A 19,881-nucleotide genomic window follows, 5' to 3' on the forward strand; every position below is an offset into this window, starting at 1 on the left:
GGCCGCATCGGCATGGCGGGATGTTAGCGCAGGACGTCGTCTCCGCCACTCGCTGCGGCCACGCGGACTGGCGAGGATCCGTCCATGACCTTCACCTTCGCCATTCCGCCGGCCGATCCGGCCACCGCCGTCGCCCACTTCCGCGCCCGACTCACCGTCGAGACCGACGTCAGCGACGTGCACGCCGACCTGTCCGCGCGTACGCCTGCTCTGGTGGTGGTCGACTCCCGGGGCGTGGCCGCGTGGACACAGGGGCACCTGCCGGGCGCGGTGCACCTGCCCACCGCCGAGATCGCGACCCGCGCGGCGGAGCTGATCCCGTCCGGCTCGGCGGTGGTCACCTACTGCTGGGGGCCGGGCTGCAACGGGGCGACCCGCGCGGCGCTGGAGTTCGCCCTGCTCGGCTACGCGGTCAAGGAGATGCTCGGCGGGTTCGAGTACTGGGTGCGGGAGGGGCTGCCGGTGGTGACGGAGACCGGGTTGACCCGGCGCCCGGTCGACGACCTGACCGCGCCGATCGCCGCGATCACCTGCGACTGCTGATCCCCACGCACGCGGGGGAGGGCTCAGCCGGCGGGCTCGTCGGCGAGCTTCTCGCCGCGTCGACGCAGCATGCCCAGCCCGGGGATGCCGGCTACGGCGAGCTTGAGGTCGCGGGTCACGTCGAGCAGGTCGTGCAGGTCGGGCCCGACCCGGTCCAGTGTGGCCAGGATCGGCAGGATGTCGGCCGTCAGGTGTTGCTTGAGCTTGGGCAGCTCGTCGACCAGCCGGATCGCCGCGGTGACCTCCTCGTGGCTCAACTGCTCGACGAACCTCCCGGCCATCGGCGCGGCCCGCCGCAGCGCCGGCTCGTACGCCGCCAGCAGCTCGGCCGCCGTGGCGGCGGCCTCCGTCGCGGTGCCCACGGTGACGGCGGCCCGGCCGGCCACCCCCTCGGCCTTGGCGACCACCGTGGCGGCGGTCCGGGCGACGCGGTCGGCGTCGGCGACCACCACGGCGGCGGCAGTGGCCACCTCGGTGGCGGTGTCGATGGCGGTGGTCGCGGCGGCGCTGATGACGGCCACCTCACGGACCGCCTCCTCGGCGTCGGTGAGCACCTGATCGGTCCGGTCCAGGGTCGTCTCGATGCGGTCGACCACGCCGTTGATCCGGGCCAGCAGCGCTTCCACCCCGTCCAGCACCGCGAACGCGCGGGCGGGCACGGCGGCGAACGAGGCGGCCGAGCCGAGCGCCTGGTCGAGAGCGGATCGGGTCAGGCCGACCACGGCGGTCGGGGTGGGGAGGGGAATGGCCATGGGATCAAGTGTGCGTCGGCCGCACCACAACCGCCCGACGGGCTCGATCGGCGGGCGCTCGGGAGGGTCGCGCGACGGTAGGGTGCCGGCATGTCGGCACCCTCGCCGCACCGCCCACCCCGCACCCGCGCCGCCGTCCTGCTCGCCGTGTTGGCGGTGGTCGCCGCCGGGCTGGGCACGCTGGTGCTGGTCCGGGCGGACGCCGGCCTCACGGCCCGGCAGGTCACCGTCGGCGGGGTGCCGATGACCGAGGTACGCGCCGGTCCGCCGACGCCCGGCGTCCGGCGACCCGGCGCGGTGATCGCGCACGGCTTCGCCGGCTCGGCCCAGCTGATGCGCCCGATCGCCGACACCGTCGCCCGGCGCGGAGCGGTCGCGCTGCTGTTCGACTTCGCCGGACACGGTGCCAACCCGGCTCGGCTGCCCGGCGCGGGCTCGAACACGTCCGCCGCCACGCTCGCCGCCGACCTGGACGCCGCCGTCGGCTACCTACGTTCCCGGCCGGACGTCGACGCGGACGGAATCGTCCTGGTGGGGCACTCGATGGGCGCCGGCGCGGTCACCCGGTACGCCGCCGGGCACCCGGAGATCGCCCGGACCGTGGCGATCTCGCTGCCCGAGGCGGGCGAGCTGCCCCCGGGCCGACCGACGGAGTTGCTGCTGATCGTGGGAGGCGCGGAGTTTCCGGCCTTCCGCAGGGCGGCCGACGACGCCGCCCGCCGCGGCGCGTCAACGGGTAGGCGGCCGGCGGTCGTGGTGCCCGGCGTGGAGCACATCTCCGTGTTGTTCGCCGCGCGTACCCACCAGGAGATCGCCGACTGGCTGCCCGGCGGCGACGGCACCGCCCGGCCGCGACCGATCGCCCGGCTCGCCGGGGCGGCGTTGCTGATGTTCGCCTTCGGCATCGGCGTGGTTCCGCTGGCGGCCCTGCTCCTGCCGCGCCGGTCGACCGGCCGCCGACCGACCGACCCACCCTCCGGCCGGGAACCCGACGCCCCGGAGCAGACCGACAGCCCAGCGCCGCCGGGCAGTCCGGCGCCCGGTGGTACGGCGCTGTCGGGGGTGCCGTTCGGTGGTCTGCTGCTGTTCGCGTTGGCGGTGCTGGTGGCCGGCGTCGGCGCGGTCGTCGCCGCGGTGCTGCCGACGACCCGGCTACCGCTTGCGGTCGGCGGTTACGTCGCCGGCTTCCTGCTGGTCACCGGCGTTCTTCTGGTCGCGGGGCAGCGCTGGCTGCCCGGCTGGTTCGGCGTATGTCAACCACCGCCCGGCACACCCGTGTCGGGGGGCCGGCAGGCGACGGCACGAACCGCTGTCGCGACGCTGGCGTTGACCGGGTACGCCGTCCTCGCCGTCGCCCTGCCGATCCACCTGGGCCTGACCTCGGCGTTGCCGGTCGGCGCCCGCTGGTGGCTGCTCCCGCTGGCCGCGGGCGCCTGCCTGCTGTTCCTGCTGGGCGTCGAACTGGTCGCCGCCGGGCGGACGGGGCGACACCTGCTGGTCGTCGCGGTCACCGTGGTCGTGCTGACCGCGTCGACGCTGGTCGGTCTGGCACCCGGCTTCGTCGTGCTGGTGGTGCCGCTGTTCGCGTTGCTGCTCGGCTGGCAGGCAGCCTGGGCGACCGTGCTGCGCCGGTACGCCGGCCCGCGTTGGCTGCCGGCCGTGTTGGGCGCCGCCCTGGTGGGCTGGCCGATCGCCACCACCCTGCCGCTGAGCTGACCGGCCTGTCGTTGGGCTGACCGGCCCGGGGCCTACCGGCCGGCGCGGGCGACGCGCAGGGCCCACCAGATCAGCGGCACCTGCATCGGCACCCGGCCGTACGCGATGGCCCGCTTCGTCGGGCGGCGGTGCCGCCAGTCCACCGCCATCTTCACGTTGGCGGGCAGCACGGCGACGAAGAGCGCGGCTGCGGCCCGACCGCCGGCCCGTCGGGTGGCCGGGTTGGCCACCGCCGCCGCCACCGCCAGCTCGGCGACCCCGCTGGCGTACGTCCAGAACCGGGCCGGGCCAGGCAGCGCGCCCGGCACGATCGGGTCGTAGAAGCCGGGGCGCACCAGGTGGGTGACGCCGGCCACGGCGAGCAGCCCGGCCAGCGCGGCGGCCTCGCGGCGGTTGCTCATCAGCGGTCCCCCTGCTGTTCGACGGCGCGCTGCACGGCCCGGTAGATCTGCCCGAACCGTAGCGCGTCCGGGGTGCGCAGCAGCAGGTCCTCCCGACCGTGGTGCTGCACCCACAACTCGTGTACATGGCTGCCGCGCTCGTAGGAGCGGTCCAGCCAACCCAACGGGATTTCCAGGAACGGCGTCAACGCCAGCGCCCCCACCGCGCAGGCGGCGAGGATGATCAGCGCCAGCTGCCAGTTGCCACGGTCCTGTGCGGACCACGCCAGTGACAGCACGCAGACCACGGCGACCAGCGGCGGCAGCGAGAGCAGCAGGACGAGGACACCGCGACCCAGCACCCGGCCGCGTACGGCGAGGGTCTTCTGCCCGCGTGCGTGCCAGACGAACGTCACGTCGGACAGGGCGATCACATGACCGCCCGCCCGGATCGACTCGGAGGTCACCTGCACCGCGTCGTCCCGGTAATAGAGGGTCATCACTAAGCCTAACCACCGACCGGCAACCCGCGCCTCCGGTGCGGTTACGGGCACGGACCTGTACGGCCTGCTGCGCGGTCTCGGCCTGCTGCGCGGACGAGCCGATCGGGTTCTGAGCGTGGGCCGCTAGCGGCGGGTGACGGGACGCGCCGGTTGGCTGTGCTCGACCGCCCGCTGCACCGCCCGGTAGATCTGCCCGAAGCGCAGCGCGTCGCCGGTGCGCAGCAGCCGCACCGGCTGACCCCGCCAGCGGGCCCAGATCTCGAGTTGGCGGCTGCCCCGGGCGTACGAGCGGTCCAGGTGTTCGAAGAGGAAGTCGGCGACCGGCCCGACGGCCAACCCGACCAGCACCGACGCGCCGACGATCGCGATCGTCACGGTCGGTGAGCGGTGCAGCCAGACGGCCACGCCGATGCCGAGCACTGCCGCGACCAGCGGACCGGCGAGTGCGGCACCGATAGCGCCCCGCCCGGCGAGCACGCGCCACGAGCGGGTGCCCCGGCGGTGCCAGATCATGGTGATGTCGGCGAGCGCATAGGCACGGCCGTCGACGCGGACGGTGGTGGAGGTGACCTGCACCGACCTGTCGTCGTAGTACGTCGTCATGGCTGGACTCCCGCCCACGGGGCTGACACCACACTACTTACCCAAACGAGCCGGGTCGTAAGGTTGGCACGCGACTTCGACGAGGAAGTGAGGGCAGCGTGGGCGAGTTCGTTCGGCTGGAGACCACTGACGGCATCGGCACGATCCGGCTGGAGCGGCCGCCGATGAACGCGCTCAACACCCAGGTGCAGGAGGAGTTGCGCGCCGCCGCCACGGCGGCCACCGCCGACCCTGACGTCCGTGCCGTCATCGTGTACGGCGGCGAGAAGGTCTTCGCCGCCGGTGCGGACATCAAGCAGATGGCCGAGATGTCCTATGTCGACATGGCCGACCGCGCCGCGAATCTGTCCAGTGCGCTCGGTGCGATCGCCCGGATCCCGAAGCCGGTGGTCGCCGCGATCACCGGGTACGCCCTCGGTGGCGGCTGCGAGCTGGCATTGGCCTGCGACTGGCGGGTGGTCGCCGAGGACGCCAAGCTCGGCCAACCGGAGATCAAGCTGGGCATCATCCCCGGAGCGGGCGGCACGCAGCGGCTGGCCCGCCTGGTCGGCCCGGCCCGCGCCAAGGACCTGATCATGTCCGGCCGGATGGTGGACGCGCAGGAGGCGCTGCGGATCGGTCTGGCCGACCGGGTCGCCCCGGCCGCCGAGGTGTACGACACGGCCGTCGCGCTGATCACCCCGTACCTGACGGGTCCCGTGCAGGCGCTGCGCGCGGCGAAGCTGGCGGTCGACGGCGGCCTGGACATGGACCTGAACTCCGGTCTGGCCTGGGAGAGCCAGCTTTTCGCGGCGCTGTTCGCGACCGACGACCGGCGTGAGGGCATGTCGGCCTTCGTCGAGAAGCGCAAGCCGGACTTCACCGGCCGCTGACCGGGTGGGGCCGGCGGTGCGTGCCGCCGGCCCCGACGGCGAGCCGAGAATTGTTCACATTCTGCCTACCGGCCAGTAGCGTGTGGCTTCGGTCATAAGCGACGAGAAGGAGCGGCGATGACGGAGCGGATCGAGGGTCACGGCGGCGAGTTGGCGCTCGCGGCACTACGCGCACACGGCGTACGGGAGATGTTCACACTCTCCGGCGGGCACGTCTTCCCGCTCTACGACGCCGCGTACAAGACCGACTTCCCGATCTACGACGTCAGGCACGAGCAGTCCGCGGTCTTCGCCGCCGAGGCGGTCGCCAAGCTGCAGCGCCGGCCCGGTCTCGCCGTGCTCACCGCCGGGCCCGGTGTCACCAACGGCATCTCCGGCATGACCAGCGCGTTCTTCAACGCCTCTCCGGTGCTGGTGCTCGGTGGCCGCGCGCCCGCGTTCCGCTGGGGCTCCGGCAGCCTCCAGGAGATGGACCACCTGCCGCTGGTCGCCCCGGTCACCAAGCACGCCGAGACGGTGTTCAGCACCGACGACATCCCGCGCGCGGTGGGTGCGGCGCTGCACGCCGCGCTCACCCCGCACCGCGGCCCGGCCTTCCTCGACTTCCCGCTGGAGACGGTCTTCTCGGTCGCCGAGGTCGAGCTGCCCGCCGTGACGGGCGTCGACCCGGTCGTACCGGACCCGGAGGAGGTCGGCCGCGCCGCGATGCTCATCGCCGCGGCGCAACGACCGGTCATCATCGCCGGCTCCGACGTGTACGCGGGCGACGCGGTCGCCGCGCTGCGCGAGGCGGCCGAGGCACTGCAGGTGCCGGTCTTCACCAACGGCATGGGGCGCGGTTCGCTCCCGCCGGAGCACCCGCTCGCGTTCGCCAAGGCCCGCCGGGCCGCGCTCTCCGGCGCCGACGTGGTCGTGGTGGTGGGCACCCCGCTGGACTTCCGGCTCAGCTTCGGTGACTTCGGCGAGGCCAAGGTGGTGCACATCGTCGACGCGCCGAGCCAGCGGGCGACGCACGTACAGCCGGCCGTCGCCCCCGCCGGCGACCTGCGTCTGATTCTCTCCGCGCTGGCCGATCACGCCGGCGACCGGGCCGACCACTCCGACTGGATCGCCGACCTGCGGGTCGCCGAGGACGCGGCGAAGGCGCGGGACGCCGCGGAGATGGCCGCCGAGACCGACCCGATCCGTCCGGCCCGGATCTACGGCGAGCTGCGCCGGGTGCTGGCTCCCGACGCGATCACCATCGGCGACGGCGGTGACTTCGTGTCGTACGCCGGGCGCTACCTGGAGCCGGCCCAGCCCGGCACCTGGCTGGACCCGGGCCCGTACGGCTGCCTGGGCACCGGCATGGGCTACGCGATGGGTGCCCGGGTCAGTCACCCGGACCGGCAGATCTGTGTGCTGATGGGCGACGGCGCGGCCGGCTTCTCGCTGATGGACGTCGAGTCGCTGGTCCGCCAGAAGCTGCCGGTGGTGATCGTCGTCGGCAACAACGGCATCTGGGGTCTGGAGAAGCACCCGATGCGGGCCATGTACGGCTACGACGTGGCCGCCGACCTCCAGCCGGAGCTGCGGTACGACACTGTGGTCAGCGCGCTCGGCGGTGCGGGGGAGACGGTCGCCAAGGCGGCCGACCTGGGTCCGGCCCTGCAGCGGGCGTTCGACGCCGGAGTGCCGTACCTGGTGAACGTGCTCACCGACCCGACCGACGCGTACCCCCGGTCGTCGAACCTGGCCTGAGTCGCACCCGCCGCCGCCGTCGCCCACCCGGGGCGGCGGCGGCCGCGGCGGTGCTCACACCTCCGGACGGTCACCCTCGCGCGGCGGGTCACCGTCGCGCCGGCGCAGGTCGTCCTCGCGCCGGCGCAGGTCCTCCTCCCAACGGCGGAAGAGCTCCTGGTCCTGCTGCTTGGCCCGATCCTGCACGGAGCGCAGGAACTCCGGGTCGTCGTCCGGCGCGACCGGCCGGGGGCGCTGCCGCTGCGGGGACGAGGTGCCACCGGGCCAGCCCTTGCTGGCGCCGGAGCTGGGCTCCCGGCCGACGATGAACCAGGCGATCGAACCGACCAGCGGGAAGAACAGGATGATCAGCACCCAGGCGATCCGGGGAAGGGCACGGATCTTGCCCTCCTCGGCGGAGAGACAACTGATCAGCGCGCAGACGGCGAGGACAATCTGCACCAGGAAGAGGAGTACGCCAAGCCGGGCCATGCACCCATGATGACGCACCGGATCGCGTCACCCTAGTCCGCGAAGAACCAGCAGCACTCCCAGTAGTGCGAGCCCCACGGTGCCGAGCGCGACCAGGGGGAGTGTCCGGCCGCCGGTGCGGGCTGAACCGGTGCCGGTGCCCCGGGGCCAGCAGAGCACCAGCAGGGCACCCCACAGCATTACGGTGATCCCGGCGACCAGTGCCCCGACCGGGTCTCCGGCCGACGCCAGCCGGACCGCCAGCGCGGTGACCACGGTCACCGTGAGCAGGGTGCGCCGCCAGGCCAGCCGGGTCCGCTCCGCCTGCAGCCCCGGGTCGCGGCCGGTGCTCACCGCCCGCCGATCGCCCGGACCAGGACGGCGACCACCAGCAGCACCGCCCCGGCGCCGACGGCGAGGGCGAGGATGGCGGGAAACCGGGACGCGGGCAACTCCTCACCGAGCCGGATGGCCCGCTCGGTACGCGCCCAGTGGTCCACGGCGCGGATCGCGACCGCGCCGCCGAGCAGCAGCAGCGCCACCGCGATCACCTCCCGCAGGTGGCTCATCGGCAGGGGCGGCAGGAACTGCGCGGTGGCCAACCCGCCGCCGACCAGTGCCAGCCCGGTGCGCAGCCAGGCGAGGAACGTCCGCTCGTTGGCCAGGGAGAACCGGTAGTCCGGTGGTTCACCGACCGAGCGCAGCTCCGCCGGGTCGAACCATCGCCTGATCGCCTCCCACACGGAGCCGATTATCCGCTTCCCATCCCGCTTAGCCTGGGCCGGTGACTGATCTCGACATCCTGACGCTGCGTACCGCCTACGACAACCAGCTCCGCCCGGAGATCCCCGACCCGGTTCCGGCCGGGGTGACGGTGGAGCGGGACGGGCCGCTGGTCCGGATCTCCGGGCTCGACGCCGGTGGCTTCATCACCTACCGCGATCTGGGCGGGTTGACCGGCGACGCGCTGGACGAGTTGATCGTCCGGCAGGTGCGGTTGTGCCGTGAGCGGGGCGAGTCGGCGGAGTGGAAGCTCAACGAGCACGACGAACCGGCGGACCTGGCGGACCGTCTGCGCGCCGCCGGCTTTGTCGCTGAGGACCGGGAGACCGTCGTGGTCGGGCCGGTCGCGCCGCTGGCGGCCGCGCTGCCGGTCATCCCCGAGGGGGTACGCCTGCGTGAGGTGACCTCCCGCGCCGACCTGGAGCGGATCGCCGCCATGGAGGAGGAGGTCTGGCAGGAGGACCGCTCGCACCTGGTCTGGGGGCTGGCGAAGGAGATCGACGCCGACCCGCACTCGATCACCGTGGTGGTGGCCGAGGTGGACGACACGGTGGTGAGCGCCGGCTGGGTGCGCTGCCCGGCGAACACCGGCTTCGCCACCCTCTGGGGTGGGTCCACCCTCCCGCAGTGGCGTCGCAAGGGCATCTACCGGGCGCTGGTCACCTATCGCGCACGGCTGGCCGACCAGCGGGGCCGGACCCTGATGCAGGTCGACTGTTCCGAGGACAGCCGGCCCATCCTGCAGCGGCTCGGCCTCGTCGCGGTCACCACCACCACCCCGTACGTCTACACTCCGTGATCATGGAGCAGCGGTTGACGGACGAGGAGCGGTTGACCATCAAGACCGGTGCCTTCGGCGCGGTCTTCCTGGTCTCCAACGCCGATCCCGGGGTGCTGGGGGTGATCCGGGAGAGCATCGCCGCGTCCGGCGCGCTCGCCGACGCCAGCGGGGCGGTCAAGGAGGCGCTGACCACCGGTCCGCTGCCGTGGCTTCCCCGGGACTCACAGTTGGAGATCGAGTCGGTGGTGCTGCCGGCGTTGCGGCAGGCGGTGCTGATCCTGCGCGACAAGTCACCGTCGGACGTCGAGGCGTACCGCTCGGTGGTGTTGACCGCGGCGGACCGGGTGGCCCGGGCGCACGACGGGATAGCAGCCTCCGAGGCGGCGGCCATCGACCAGATCCGGGTGGCGCTCTCCGAACCGACCTGAACAACCGCGCGTCGGTGAGCTGTGTCACTCGCGGTGCCTCGGGAGCGCAACCTACTGGCAGGTAACATTGCGCCGTGGGCAACTGCACAGCAGCCCCCGGTTGACCTGGCGTCGACCGACGCGCGACGCTGCGCCCCAGACCGGGCGAGCAAATAGCAACACCACACAGGAGGGTCGTCGAAGCGCGATGAATATCGTCGTACTCGTCAAGCAGGTGCCTGATTCGGGCGCGGACCGCAACCTGCGCAATGACGACAACACCGTCGACCGCGGTTCGGCGAACAACGTGATCAACGAGATGGACGAGTACGCCATCGAGGAGGCGCTGAAGATCAAGGAAGCGCACGGCGGCGAGGTCACCATCCTGACCATGGGTCCGGACCGGGCGACCGAGTCGATCCGCAAGGCGCTCTCCATGGGCCCGGACAAGGCCGTCCACGTGCTGGACGACGCCCTGCACGGCTCCTGTGTCATCGCCACCTCGAAGGTGCTCGCCGCGGCCCTCGGTCAGCTGAATGCGGACCTGGTCATCTGCGGCGCGGAGTCCACCGATGGTCGGGTCCAGGTCATGCCGCACATGATCGCCGAGCGGCTGGGCGTCGCGGCGCTCACCGGCGCCCGCAAGCTCACCGTCGACGGCGCGACGCTGACCGTCGAGCGGCAGACCGAGGAGGGCTACGAGGTCGTCACCGCCTCCACCCCGGCCGTGGTCTCCGTCTGGGACACGATCAACGAGCCGCGCTACCCCTCCTTCAAGGGCATCATGGCCGCGAAGAAGAAGCCGGTGCAGACGCTCTCGCTGGCCGAGCTCGGCGTCGCGCCCGCCGAGGTGGGCTTCGACGGCGCCACCAGTGCCGTCGTCGAGCACACCAAGCGCCCGCCGCGCTCCGGCGGCGCCAAGATCACCGATGAGGGCGAGGGCGGCGTCAAGCTGGTCGAGTTCCTCGCCACCGAGAAGTTCGTGTGAGAGGGGGGTTCTGACATGTCTGAGGTTCTCGTCGTCGTCGAAGCCACCAAGGAATTCGGCGTCAAGAAGGTCACCCTGGAGATGCTCACCCTCGCGCGTGAGCTCGGCACCCCGAGCGCGGTGGTGCTCGGTGGCGCCGGCGCGGCCGACGCGCTGAGCGGCAAACTGGGCGAGTACGGCGCGGAGAAGATCTACGCCGCCGAGGGTGACGAGATCGACGGCTACCTGGTGGCGCCCAAGGCCACCGTGCTGGCCGAACTGGTCAACCGGGTGCAGCCGGCCGCCGTGCTGCTGGCCTCGGCCCAGGAGGGCAAGGAGATCGCCGCCCGCCTCGCCGTCAAGCTGGACAACGGCATCCTGACCGACGTGGTCGGCCTGGACGCCGACGGCACCGCGACCCAGGTCGCCTTCGCCGGCTCCACCATCGTCAAGTCCAAGGTCACCAAGGGCCTGCCGTTGGTCACCGTGCGACCCAACTCGGTCACCCCGAGCCCGGCCGCCGCCACCCCGGCGATCGAGCAGCTCACCGTGTCGGTCACCGACACCGACAAGCTGGCCAAGGTCGTCGAGCGGGTCGCCGAGCAGAAGGGCTCCCGCCCCGAGCTGACCGAGGCCGGCGTGGTCGTCTCCGGCGGTCGCGGTGTCGGCAACGCCGACAACTTCAAGCTGGTCGAGGAGCTGGCCGACCTGCTCGGCGGCGCCGTCGGCGCGTCCCGCGCGGCCGTCGACTCCGGCTTCTACCCGCACCAGTTCCAGGTGGGCCAGACCGGCAAGACGGTCTCCCCGCAGCTCTACGTCGCGCTCGGCATCTCCGGTGCCATCCAGCACCGGGCTGGCATGCAGACCTCGAAGACCATCGTCGCGGTCAACAAGGACGGCGAGGCGCCGATCTTCGAGCTGGCCGACTTCGGCGTGGTGGGCGACCTGTTCAAGATCGTCCCGCAGGCCGCCGAGGAGATCCGCAAGCGCAAGTGACACCCAGCACGCAAGAAGTGGCCGCCCCCGATGGGGGCGGCCACTTCTCTTTCGATGGGAGCTGATCGGCGGGCCGGGGAGCTGAGCCGGCCCACCGATCAGCCCGTCAGGGTGCCCCTCAGCAGGCTGTCGCCGGAGTGGCGGGTGTTGTTGTCGTACTGCTCGGCGGAGACGTCGACCACCGAATAGCTCGTGAGGTCGACATTCGGGGGCAGGGGCAGCAGCGCGTCCGAACCGCCACCCAGGGTGCCCACAGAGAACATCTCCATCGTCGTCGGATTGATGAGCCAGACCTGGTAGTACCCCGGGACGCGCGGGAGATTCGCCACATGCAGATGCAGTTGGCCGTCCCGCAGAACCCGGGCGTCACCCTTGGCCGCCGGTGGCGTCGATCCGTACGCCGCCAGCGGCGCGCTCGCCACCACCACCTGCGTCGGAGCGGGTGCGGGGTCGTCCGGCCGCAGCACGGAGACCGTGCCCAGCACACCGACCGCCGCGGCGGCTGCCGCGGTCACCGCCGTGGCCGCCCAGCGCGACCAGCCAGAGCCCCGACGGGACCGGCGCGCCGAATCCAGCCGGGTGACCGTCGGCCCGGCCGTCGTGCCGGTGGCCTGCTTACCCGTCGTGCCGGCGGATTGTGCGGCCGTCGTGCCGGTGGCCTCTGCGGCCGTCGTGCCGGTGGCCCGTCCGAACGGCGTGTCGTAGGTCTGCCCGGTCAGGGTGCCGACGCCCTGCCCAGGGACCTGCTGCCGACGGGTCTCGGCCTGGGGCTGCTGGGCCTCGGCCGCCCTGACCTGGGCGGCGATGCCCTGCCAGATGTGCTCCGGCGGATCGGGTAGGTCAGCCAGGCCCTGCGTCTCGGCGCCGAGCCCGGCCACCTGCGCAAAGGTCGCCACCTCCGCACGGCAGAGCGCGCAGGTGCCGAGGTGGGTGCTCTCGGCGTTGTCCGCCTCGCTCTCACCGAGTGCCAGAAAGACCAGCCGGTCGTGGTCCAGGTGCTGCACCGTCCACCTCCCATCTGCGTTTCAAGCTCGCCATGCCGCGCCGGATGTGGCTCTTCACGGTGCCCAACGGCACTCCGGTCACCGCGGCTATCTGCTGGTGTGTCAGGTCGTCGTAGAAGGCCAACTCCAGCATGCGTCGCTGCTCGTCCGGGAGACGGGCCAGCTCGTCGGCAATCACCAGCCGGTCCACCACGCGATCGGGGTCCGGGCCGGTCGGCGCCGGCTCGGGCAGCTGGCGGACCGTCTCCACCACCCGGGTCTCCCGGGCCGAGGCGCGCATCCGGTCGATCACCTTTCGCCGGCCGATGCCGAGCAGCCAGCCGATCAGCGACCCCTTGGCCGGGTCGAAGGTGTCCCGACCCAGCCAGGCGGCGACGAACGTGGCCTGGGTCACGTCCTCGGCGTCGCTGCGGTTGGCCAGCATGGAGGTGGCCAGATGGAGCACGGCGCGACCGTACCGGTCGTACGCCTCGCGGAGGGCCACATCGTCGCCCGCTCGGAAGCGGAGATCGAGGTCGTCCACCGGAGGGTCCGGTTCCTGTCGTATGGCCGTCATCGGGCGGCTCGCCTTCGATGGGGCATACCCGACTGTAGCTGCCACAGTCTCCGCCCCACTCTCCCGGTCGATGTCATCTCACCTGCTCTTCGTGTCCCAGGCCCGGAACGGATGCAGTCGGAGGCCGGAAAAGAAAGTGCGTCCGAGCGCATCCACCCGTCGGAGAGCCGGCGTAACCCGTTCTGCAAGCAAGGCCTGACGAATCAGCAGTAATCAGCAGGAGGCAGACATGCAGCTCTCGTACTTCCGTCGGGTCGCCGCGGGCGGCGCGGTCGCCGCGCTGGCCTTCGCCGGCGTCGGCGCGCTCACCGCCACCCCCGCGTACGCCGCCACGGCGAAGGTCTCCGTCGTGCACGGCATCCCGGACACCCCGGTCGACGTCTACGTCAACGGCAAGAAGACGCTGGACAACTTCAAGCCGGGCGACGTCGCCGGCCCGCTGAACCTGGAGGAGGGCGACTACGACATCGCGCTCACCAAGCCCGGCGAGCCGATCGGCAGCGCGATCCTCACTGTCGACAACGCGGCCGTCCCGGGCGGGGCGAACATCAGCATCGCGGCCCACCTCGACGCCGCCGGCCAGCCGAAGATCACGCCGTTCGTGAACGACGTCTCGAAGGTCGCCGCTGGCAAGGCCCGGCTCATCGTCCGGCACACCGCCGCCGCCCCTGAGGTGGACGTGCGGGCCGGTGGCACCCCGGTCTTCGAGGGGCTCACCAACCCGAACGAGGCCAAGGGCGACGTCGACGCGGGCAACGTGAAGGCGGACGTGGTACTGGCCGGCACCGACACCGTGGCCATCGGCCCGGCCGACCTCAACCTCAAGGAGGGCACCGCGACGATCGTCTACGCGATCGGTTCCGCCGAGGGCAAGACGCTCGGCGTGGTGGCGCAGACCATCACCGGCCTGCACTCCGCGCCCGGCGGCGTGCCCAGCGGTGACGGTGGTCAGGCCGGCACGGGCGTGAACACCTGGTGGTACGCGCTCACCGGTGCCGGCGTACTCCTGCTGCTCGGTGGTGGGGTGCGGATGGCGACCGCGCGGACCGGTCGCAAGTGACGGTGCGCAACCGCGGCGCGCTGGCGGCCCTGGCCGCCGGCGTTGCCGCGCTCACCGTCTCCACCCTGGTGGCGTGCGGCTCCCAACCGGCCGAGAACGTGGGCGCCGAGGAGGCGAGCACGCTGGCCAGCACTCCGGCGACCGCCACCAGCGCTCCGGCGGTCCCGGTGACCGTCGGTGAGCTGCCGGCCGACGCGGCGATCATCCCGCCGGTCCGGCTGGTGATCCCGGGGATCGACGTCACAGCCACCGTCAACGCGGTCGGCATCAACGATCGGACCAACGAGTTCGAGGTGCCGCCGAGCGTCGACCAGATCGGCTGGTACCGCTACGGTCCCGGCCTGGAAACGGACGCCGGCTCGGTGGTCATCGCCGGTCACGTGGACAGCGCCAAGCAGGGCAAGGGCGCGTTCTTCCGGCTGCGGGAGCTGGACCAGGGCGACACCCTGACCGCGACCGGCAGCGACGGCGAGGCCCGGCAGTACCGGGTCATCGCCCGCGAGGAGTACGCCAAGACCAAGATTCCGTTGGACCGGTACTTCGCCCGGGACGGCAAGCCGCGGCTGACCCTGATCACCTGTGGTGGCCCGTTCGATGCCAAGGCCCGCAAGTACCGCGACAACATCGTCGTCACCGCGGTGCCCGCCTGACGAGGACCACGACGTGCCGGGGTGGGGATTCCCACCCCGGCACGTCGGCGGAGTCCCCTCCGGCATCCGGCGCCTGAGGCGTCGGCCGTAGGCTGAACGGTGATGGCTTACCTGGATCACGCGGCGACGACTCCGATGCTCGATGAGGCACTGGAGGCGTACGTCGCTACCGCCCGCGAGGTCGGCAACGCGTCCTCCCTGCACGCGGCGGGTCGCCGTGCCCGTCGCCGGGTCGAAGAGTCGCGCGAACGGGTGGCCGCTGTCCTCGGCGCCCGGCCGTCTGAGGTGATCTTCACCGGTGGCGGCACGGAGAGTGACAACCTCGCGGTCAAGGGCATCTTCTGGGCCCGCCGGGGAGCCGGCTCCGACCGCCGCCGGGTGGTCTCCAGCGCCGTCGAGCACCACGCCGTGCTGGACGCGGTCGACTGGCTGGCCCAGCACGAGGGCGCCGAAATCGGCTGGCTGCCCGTGGACGCCGCCGGTCGGCTCGACCCGGAGGATCTGCGCGCCGAGCTGGCCGCGCACGCCGACCGGGTGGCCGTCGTCACCGCGATGTGGGCGAACAACGAGGTGGGCACCATCCAGCCCGTCGCCGAGCTGGCCGCCGTCGCCGCCGAGCACGGTGTGCCGTTCCACACCGACGCCATCCAGGCGGTCGGTCAGGTGCCCGTCGACTTCGCCGCCAGTGGAGTCGCCGCGCTGACCGTGACCGGGCACAAGCTGGGCGGCCCGACCGGGGTGGGCGCGCTGCTGCTCGCCCGGGACGTCGCGGCCACGCCGCTGCTGCACGGCGGCGGGCAGGAACGCGACGTACGCTCCGGCACCCTGGACACCGCCGGCATCGTCGCCTTCGCGGTCGCCGTCGAGTCGGCGGTGAAGGGCCAACAGGAGTACGCGGCCCGGGTGGCGGCGCTCCGGGACGACCTGATCGAACGGGTCCGTCAGGCGGTGCCCGAGGTGATCTACAACGGTGACCCGACCGACCGGCTGCCCGGCAACGCGCACTTCTCCTTCCCGGGCTCCGAGGGGGACGCCCTGCTGCTCCTGCTCGACGCGCAGGGGATCGCCTGCTCGACGGGGTCGGCCTGCTCGGCGGGAGTGGCCCAGCCGTCGCACGTGCTGCTGGCGATGGGCGCCGACGACGACCGCGCCCGCTCCTCGCTGCGCTTCACCCTGGGTCACACGAGCACCCAGGCCGACATCGACGCCGTGGTGGCGGCCCTCCCGGCGGCAGTGGACCGAGCCCGCCGAGCCGCAGCCCTCCGCACCCCCCGCTGACCCGGCTCCCCACCCCCCACCCCCCCCGTCTTTGTCGATCAAAGAGTTGTGGTGGGTGACAAAGGCCGCCGTTCACCTCATTCCAGGCACCACAACCCCATGATCGACGGCGGGGGCGGCGCGGAGGCGGGGTGGGGTGGGGTTTTCGGAGCTGGTGGATAGGGTTGTCGTGGGGGACTGGGGTGGGAAGGGAGTGGGCTGGTGAGGGTTCTGGCGGCTATGTCGGGCGGGGTTGATTCGGCCGTGGCGGCGGCGCGGGCGGTGGCGGCCGGGCACGACGTGACCGGCGTGCACCTGGCCCTGGCCCGCAACCCACAGACCTATCGGACCGGAGCGCGCGGCTGCTGCACCCTGGAGGATTCCCGGGACGCGCGGCGGGCCGCCGACGTGATCGGCATCCCCTTCTACGTGTGGGACATGGCCGACCGCTTCCACGAGGACGTGGTGGACGACTTCGTCGCCGAGTACGCCGCCGGCCGCACGCCGAACCCCTGCCTGCGCTGCAACGAGAAGATCAAGTTCGCGGCGGTGCTGGACCGCGCGGTGGCCCTGGGCTTCGACGCGGTGGTCACCGGTCACCACGCCCGGCTCGGCCCGGACGGGCTGCTGCGGCGCAGCGTGGACATCGCCAAGGACCAGTCGTACGTGCTGGCCGTGCTCACCCGCGAGCAGCTGGACCGGTCGATCTTCCCGCTGGGCGACTCGACGAAGGCGCAGGTCCGCGCGGAGGCCGCCGAGCGTGGCCTGGCGGTGGCCGACAAGCCGGACTCGCACGACATCTGCTTCATCGCCGACGGTGACACCCGCGGCTTCCTGGCCGGCCGACTCGGCGAGGCGCCCGGCGACGTGGTGGACGCGAGCACCGGCGCGGTGGTCGGCAGTCACAGCGGCGCGTACGCGTACACGGTGGGGCAGCGTCGCGGCCTGCACCTGGACCGGCCCGCCCCGGACGGCCGACCGCGCTACGTGCTCTCCATCACGCCGAAGACCAACACGGTGACCGTCGGCCCCGCCGAGGCGCTGGAGGTGTCCGAGGTCCGCGCCGTCCGTCCGGTCTGGACCGGCGGCGCACGCCCGGACGCCCCGGTGGAGTGCGAGGTGCAGCTACGCGCGCACGGCAGCGTGGTGCCGGCGACCGTCGCCCTCGACGGCGACACGATGCATGCCGAGCTGCGCCGGCCGGTACGCGGCGTCGCCGCCGGTCAGGCCGTGGTCGCGTACCGGGCGGACCCGGCCGGCGACGTGGTCCTCGGCTCCGCGACCATCACCGGCTGACCGCACGGCCCGGGTGTTCGCGGGATAACCTTCGGCCGTGACAGATCAGGCGTGGCCCTGGCCGGCCGGCGCGGCAACCGGAATTGGTTCGCTGCCCGGCACCGACATCGGCGAGGCACAGCGGGTGATCCTCGGTGAGCTTCCCGAGCTGCCCCACCTGCCCGAGTTGCCGGCCCGTGGTCCCGGCGCGGACATGATCGGCCGGTCCGCCGGGCTGCTCGTCGAGCTGCCCGTCGAGGTGTACGCCGGGCGGTGGCGGGTCGCCCCACGCCCCGGGCGCGACCTGCGCCGGGCCCGTGACCTGATGGAACGCGACCTGGACCAGCTCGCCGAGCAGGCCGAGGAGTACGCCGGACCGATCAAGGTGCAGGCCGCCGGCCCGCTCACCCTGGCCGCCTCCCTTGAGCTGCCGATCGGTGGCCGTCTGCTGCGCGACCCCGGCGCGGTCCGCGATCTGACCGGCTCCCTCGCCGAAGGGCTGCGCGCGCACGTCGCGGCGGTGGCCCGACGGCTGCCTCAGGCGTCGGTGCTGCTCCAGCTGGACGAACCGTCGCTGCCGACCGTGCTGGCCGGGCAGGTGCCGACCGAGAGCGGGCTTGGCGCGTACCGGGCGGTCGACCCGGTGGACGCCGCCGCGCTGCTGCGCACGGTCGTCGAGGCGGTCGGCGTGCCGACGCTGGTGCACTGCTGCGCCCCGGACGTGCCGCTGGAGCTGATCCGCTCCACCGGCGCCGTCGCGGTCGCCCTCGACCTCGACCTGGTCACCAAACTGGACCCGCTGGGCGAAGCGATCGACGCCGGCCTCGGGTTGCTGGCCGGGGCCGCACCGACCCGGTCGCCGTCGGCCGGTGGCGCGCCGACCTCCGCGCAGGTCGCCGATCGCGTACGCCAGGTCTGGGACCGCCTCGGCTTCCCTCGTCGGCAGCTGGCCGAGCAGGTGGTGATCACCCCGGCGTGCGGTCTCGCCGGCGCCACCCCGGAGTACGCGCGCGCGGTGCTCGCGGCCTGTCGGGACGCCGGTCGGCGGCTCGCCGAGGACTGAGGTTTCCTGTCGTACCCGGCGGGCAGGATGACGGTCATGATTGGACAGCTGCGTTCAGTGGTGATCGACTGCCCGGACCCGCGGGCGTTGGCGACGTTCTACTCCGAGCTGCTCGGGGTGCCTTTCGTCGAGGGTGACACGGACGACGACTGGGTGGTGCTGGGCGGGCCGCCCGGTCACCAGCCGCGCCTCGCCTTCCAGCAGGCACTCAACCTACGGCCGCCGGCCTGGCCGGACCCGGAGCGTCCTCAGCAGTTCCACCTGGATGTGACGGTGGACGACATCGAGAGTGCGGAGAAGGCCGCGCTCGCGCTCGGTGCTCGTCGGCTGCCCGGTGAGGGCGAGGGCTTCCGGGTCTACGCCGATCCGGCCGGCCACCCGTTCTGTCTCTGCTGGGACTGAGCCTGACGGGGGTTGCGGCGGCCGGGCATCATGGCCGCCGTGATCCCTACCTCCCCGCTGCGCGCCTCCGGCTCACTCTTCGGCCTCGCCTACGGTGACGCGCTCGGCAAGCCGACCGAGTTCCTGACCGTCGCCGAGATCCAGCACCGGTACGGCCCGACCGGTCCACGTGAGCTGTCCGGCGAGCCGGCACTGGTCACCGACGACACCCAGATGGCCCTCGCGGTGGGTTGGGCGCTGCACGAGGCGCCCTCGCTCACCCCGGAGGCGGTGGAGCCGCTGCTGCGGCAGCGTTTCGTGGCCTGGGCGGTCAGCCCGGACAACAACCGCGCCCCGGGCATGACCTGCCTGCGCGCCTGCGCCGAGCTGACCCGGGGGGCGCGCTGGCAGGACGCCACCGTCATCGGGTCGAAGGGGTGCGGCGCCAACATGCGGGTCACCCCGGTCGGGCTGCTCGACGTCGACCTGGACACGCTCGCCGGCCTGGCCCAGCTGCAGGCCGGGATGACCCACGGCCACCCGACCGGGCTGGCCGCCAGCGAGCTGACCGCGTACGCGGTCTTCGCGCTGCGCGCGGGCGCCACGCTGCCCGAGCTTCCCGCGCTGCTCACCGAGCGGGCGCTCGCCCAGCGCCTGGTCTACCGGGAGCGGTGGCTGGGCGACCTCTGGCAGCGCGCCGACTCGCGTTCCCCGCAGGAGTTCATCGCCCACGGCTGGGACGAGTGCCTGGCGGTGCTGGGCCGACTGACCAACGCCCTGAGCCAGCCGGACGATGGCGGTGACCCGTGCCGGGCCACCGGCGAGGGCTGGGTCGCCGAGGAGGCGCTGGCCACCGCGCTGCTCTGCGCGGTACGGCACGCCGACGACCCGGTGGCGGCACTGGCCCGGGGCGCGACCACCGCCGGCGACTCCGACTCGATCGCCGCCCTGGCCGGCGCGTTCGTGGGCGCGGCCGTCGGGATGAGCGCCTGGCCGAGCGGGTGGGCCGACCGCATCGAGTACGCAGACCAACTCGCCACCCTCGGCGAAGCCTGGGACTGACCCGCCCGCCCTGCCCGGCGGGCTTGATCCACTCGGGTTTCAGGAAGTCGGGGTGTCCCACGGTCTCGGATGCCGCGCTT

The 19,881-nt window shown here is 72.8% G+C and carries 24 protein-coding genes; 15 read left to right on the top strand and 9 right to left on the bottom strand.

Features of this window, described 5'->3' with window-relative positions; all coding sequences use genetic code 11:
* Positions 1–84 precede the first annotated feature (84 nt).
* Positions 85–543 carry a rhodanese-like domain-containing protein gene (locus HNR22_RS25305; RefSeq protein WP_179782443.1) on the top strand — a complete coding sequence of 153 codons (459 nt, stop codon included), beginning with the start codon at positions 85–87 and terminating at the stop codon, positions 541–543.
* A 23-nt stretch (positions 544–566) separates the two neighbouring features.
* Here the strand turns inward: HNR22_RS25305 and HNR22_RS25310 are convergent, their stop codons facing one another.
* A complete protein-coding gene (locus tag HNR22_RS25310; protein WP_179782444.1) occupies positions 567–1,295 on the bottom strand; it encodes a hypothetical protein in 729 nt (242 codons plus the stop codon).
* A gap of 90 nt (positions 1,296–1,385) precedes the next feature.
* On the opposite strand from HNR22_RS25310, the gene HNR22_RS25315 reads away from it, so the two are divergent.
* A complete protein-coding gene (locus HNR22_RS25315) occupies positions 1,386–3,011 on the top strand; it encodes a dienelactone hydrolase family protein (RefSeq protein ID WP_179782445.1) in 1,626 nt (541 codons plus the stop codon).
* 32 nt (positions 3,012–3,043) lie between these two features.
* On the opposite strand, the gene HNR22_RS25320 is transcribed toward HNR22_RS25315, so the two are convergent.
* From HNR22_RS25320 to HNR22_RS25330, 3 genes are all read right to left on the bottom strand, one after another.
* Positions 3,044–3,412: a DoxX family protein gene (locus HNR22_RS25320; protein WP_088946509.1), complete on the bottom strand. Its 369-nt coding sequence runs from the start codon at positions 3,410–3,412 to the stop codon at positions 3,044–3,046.
* The gene (locus HNR22_RS25325) at positions 3,412–3,891 is read right to left on the bottom strand and encodes a DUF6232 family protein (protein WP_179782446.1); all 480 of its coding nucleotides are present in this window, start codon (positions 3,889–3,891) and stop codon (positions 3,412–3,414) included. The genes HNR22_RS25320 and HNR22_RS25325 overlap by 1 nt, the downstream gene beginning before the upstream one ends.
* 126 nt (positions 3,892–4,017) lie before the next feature.
* A complete protein-coding gene (locus tag HNR22_RS25330; RefSeq protein ID WP_179782447.1) occupies positions 4,018–4,497 on the bottom strand; it encodes a DUF6232 family protein in 480 nt (159 codons plus the stop codon).
* 98 nt (positions 4,498–4,595) lie between these two features.
* On the opposite strand from HNR22_RS25330, the gene HNR22_RS25335 reads away from it, so the two are divergent.
* Together HNR22_RS25335 and HNR22_RS25340 are read left to right on the top strand one after the other, a co-directional pair.
* Positions 4,596–5,369, top strand: a complete 774-nt coding sequence (locus tag HNR22_RS25335; protein WP_179782448.1) for an enoyl-CoA hydratase-related protein — start codon at positions 4,596–4,598, stop codon at positions 5,367–5,369.
* 117 nt (positions 5,370–5,486) lie between these two features.
* Complete coding sequence (locus HNR22_RS25340; RefSeq protein ID WP_179782449.1) at positions 5,487–7,109, top strand: acetolactate synthase; 1,623 nt, start codon at positions 5,487–5,489, stop codon at positions 7,107–7,109.
* 54 nt (positions 7,110–7,163) lie between these two features.
* On the opposite strand, the gene HNR22_RS25345 is transcribed toward HNR22_RS25340, so the two are convergent.
* The 3 genes from HNR22_RS25345 to HNR22_RS25355 are packed head-to-tail and all read right to left on the bottom strand — an operon-like array spanning position 7,164 to position 8,302.
* A complete protein-coding gene (locus HNR22_RS25345; protein ID WP_179782450.1) occupies positions 7,164–7,580 on the bottom strand; it encodes a PLD nuclease N-terminal domain-containing protein in 417 nt (138 codons plus the stop codon).
* 27 nt (positions 7,581–7,607) lie between these two features.
* Positions 7,608–7,913, bottom strand: a complete 306-nt coding sequence (locus HNR22_RS25350; RefSeq protein ID WP_179782451.1) for a DUF202 domain-containing protein — start codon at positions 7,911–7,913, stop codon at positions 7,608–7,610.
* Positions 7,910–8,302 (bottom strand): DUF202 domain-containing protein, encoded by a 393-nt coding sequence (locus HNR22_RS25355; protein WP_179782452.1) that lies wholly within the window; start codon positions 8,300–8,302, stop codon positions 7,910–7,912. The genes HNR22_RS25350 and HNR22_RS25355 overlap by 4 nt, the downstream gene beginning before the upstream one ends.
* Positions 8,303–8,343: 41 nt before the next feature.
* On the opposite strand from HNR22_RS25355, the gene HNR22_RS25360 reads away from it, so the two are divergent.
* The 4 genes from HNR22_RS25360 (at position 8,344) to HNR22_RS25375 (ending at position 11,493) form a co-directional block, all read left to right on the top strand.
* Positions 8,344–9,141 (top strand): GNAT family N-acetyltransferase, encoded by a 798-nt coding sequence (locus HNR22_RS25360; RefSeq protein WP_179782453.1) that lies wholly within the window; start codon positions 8,344–8,346, stop codon positions 9,139–9,141.
* Between the two features lie 2 nt (positions 9,142–9,143).
* Positions 9,144–9,551 carry a hypothetical protein gene (locus HNR22_RS25365; protein WP_218906700.1) on the top strand — a complete coding sequence of 136 codons (408 nt, stop codon included), beginning with the start codon at positions 9,144–9,146 and terminating at the stop codon, positions 9,549–9,551.
* A 187-nt stretch (positions 9,552–9,738) separates the two neighbouring features.
* Complete coding sequence (locus HNR22_RS25370) at positions 9,739–10,518, top strand: electron transfer flavoprotein subunit beta/FixA family protein (RefSeq protein ID WP_179782455.1); 780 nt, start codon at positions 9,739–9,741, stop codon at positions 10,516–10,518.
* Between the two features lie 15 nt (positions 10,519–10,533).
* Positions 10,534–11,493 carry an electron transfer flavoprotein subunit alpha/FixB family protein gene (locus tag HNR22_RS25375; protein WP_179782456.1) on the top strand — a complete coding sequence of 320 codons (960 nt, stop codon included), beginning with the start codon at positions 10,534–10,536 and terminating at the stop codon, positions 11,491–11,493.
* Positions 11,494–11,591: 98 nt separating this feature from the next.
* Here the strand turns inward: HNR22_RS25375 and HNR22_RS25380 are convergent, their stop codons facing one another.
* Complete coding sequence (locus HNR22_RS25380; RefSeq protein WP_179782457.1) at positions 11,592–12,497, bottom strand: anti-sigma factor domain-containing protein; 906 nt, start codon at positions 12,495–12,497, stop codon at positions 11,592–11,594.
* Positions 12,451–13,053, bottom strand: coding sequence for an RNA polymerase sigma factor (locus HNR22_RS25385; protein WP_179782458.1), 603 nt, complete (start codon positions 13,051–13,053; stop codon positions 12,451–12,453). Before HNR22_RS25385 ends, HNR22_RS25380 begins: the two co-directional genes overlap by 47 nt.
* A gap of 229 nt (positions 13,054–13,282) precedes the next feature.
* On the opposite strand from HNR22_RS25385, the gene HNR22_RS25390 reads away from it, so the two are divergent.
* The 7 genes from HNR22_RS25390 (at position 13,283) to HNR22_RS25420 (ending at position 19,801) form a co-directional block, all read left to right on the top strand.
* Complete coding sequence (locus HNR22_RS25390) at positions 13,283–14,113, top strand: DUF4397 domain-containing protein (protein ID WP_179782459.1); 831 nt, start codon at positions 13,283–13,285, stop codon at positions 14,111–14,113.
* Positions 14,110–14,763, top strand: coding sequence for a sortase domain-containing protein (locus HNR22_RS25395; protein WP_179782460.1), 654 nt, complete (start codon positions 14,110–14,112; stop codon positions 14,761–14,763). Before HNR22_RS25390 ends, HNR22_RS25395 begins: the two co-directional genes overlap by 4 nt.
* A 102-nt stretch (positions 14,764–14,865) precedes the next feature.
* Positions 14,866–16,041, top strand: coding sequence for a cysteine desulfurase family protein (locus HNR22_RS25400; RefSeq protein WP_179782461.1), 1,176 nt, complete (start codon positions 14,866–14,868; stop codon positions 16,039–16,041).
* Positions 16,042–16,242: 201 nt separating this feature from the next.
* Positions 16,243–17,316: a tRNA 2-thiouridine(34) synthase MnmA gene (gene mnmA / locus HNR22_RS25405; RefSeq protein WP_179782462.1), complete on the top strand. Its 1,074-nt coding sequence runs from the start codon at positions 16,243–16,245 to the stop codon at positions 17,314–17,316.
* A 37-nt stretch (positions 17,317–17,353) separates the two neighbouring features.
* Positions 17,354–18,358: a uroporphyrinogen decarboxylase/cobalamine-independent methonine synthase family protein gene (locus HNR22_RS25410; protein WP_179782463.1), complete on the top strand. Its 1,005-nt coding sequence runs from the start codon at positions 17,354–17,356 to the stop codon at positions 18,356–18,358.
* Positions 18,359–18,394: 36 nt separating this feature from the next.
* Positions 18,395–18,760, top strand: coding sequence for a VOC family protein (locus HNR22_RS25415; RefSeq protein WP_179782464.1), 366 nt, complete (start codon positions 18,395–18,397; stop codon positions 18,758–18,760).
* Between the two features lie 30 nt (positions 18,761–18,790).
* Positions 18,791–19,801 (top strand): ADP-ribosylglycohydrolase family protein, encoded by a 1,011-nt coding sequence (locus HNR22_RS25420; RefSeq protein ID WP_179782465.1) that lies wholly within the window; start codon positions 18,791–18,793, stop codon positions 19,799–19,801.
* Positions 19,802–19,881 lie beyond the last annotated feature (80 nt).

Source organism: Micromonospora jinlongensis, from assembly GCF_013410645.1.
In the GTDB taxonomy this organism is placed as follows: Bacteria; Actinomycetota; Actinomycetes; order Mycobacteriales; family Micromonosporaceae; genus Micromonospora; species Micromonospora zamorensis.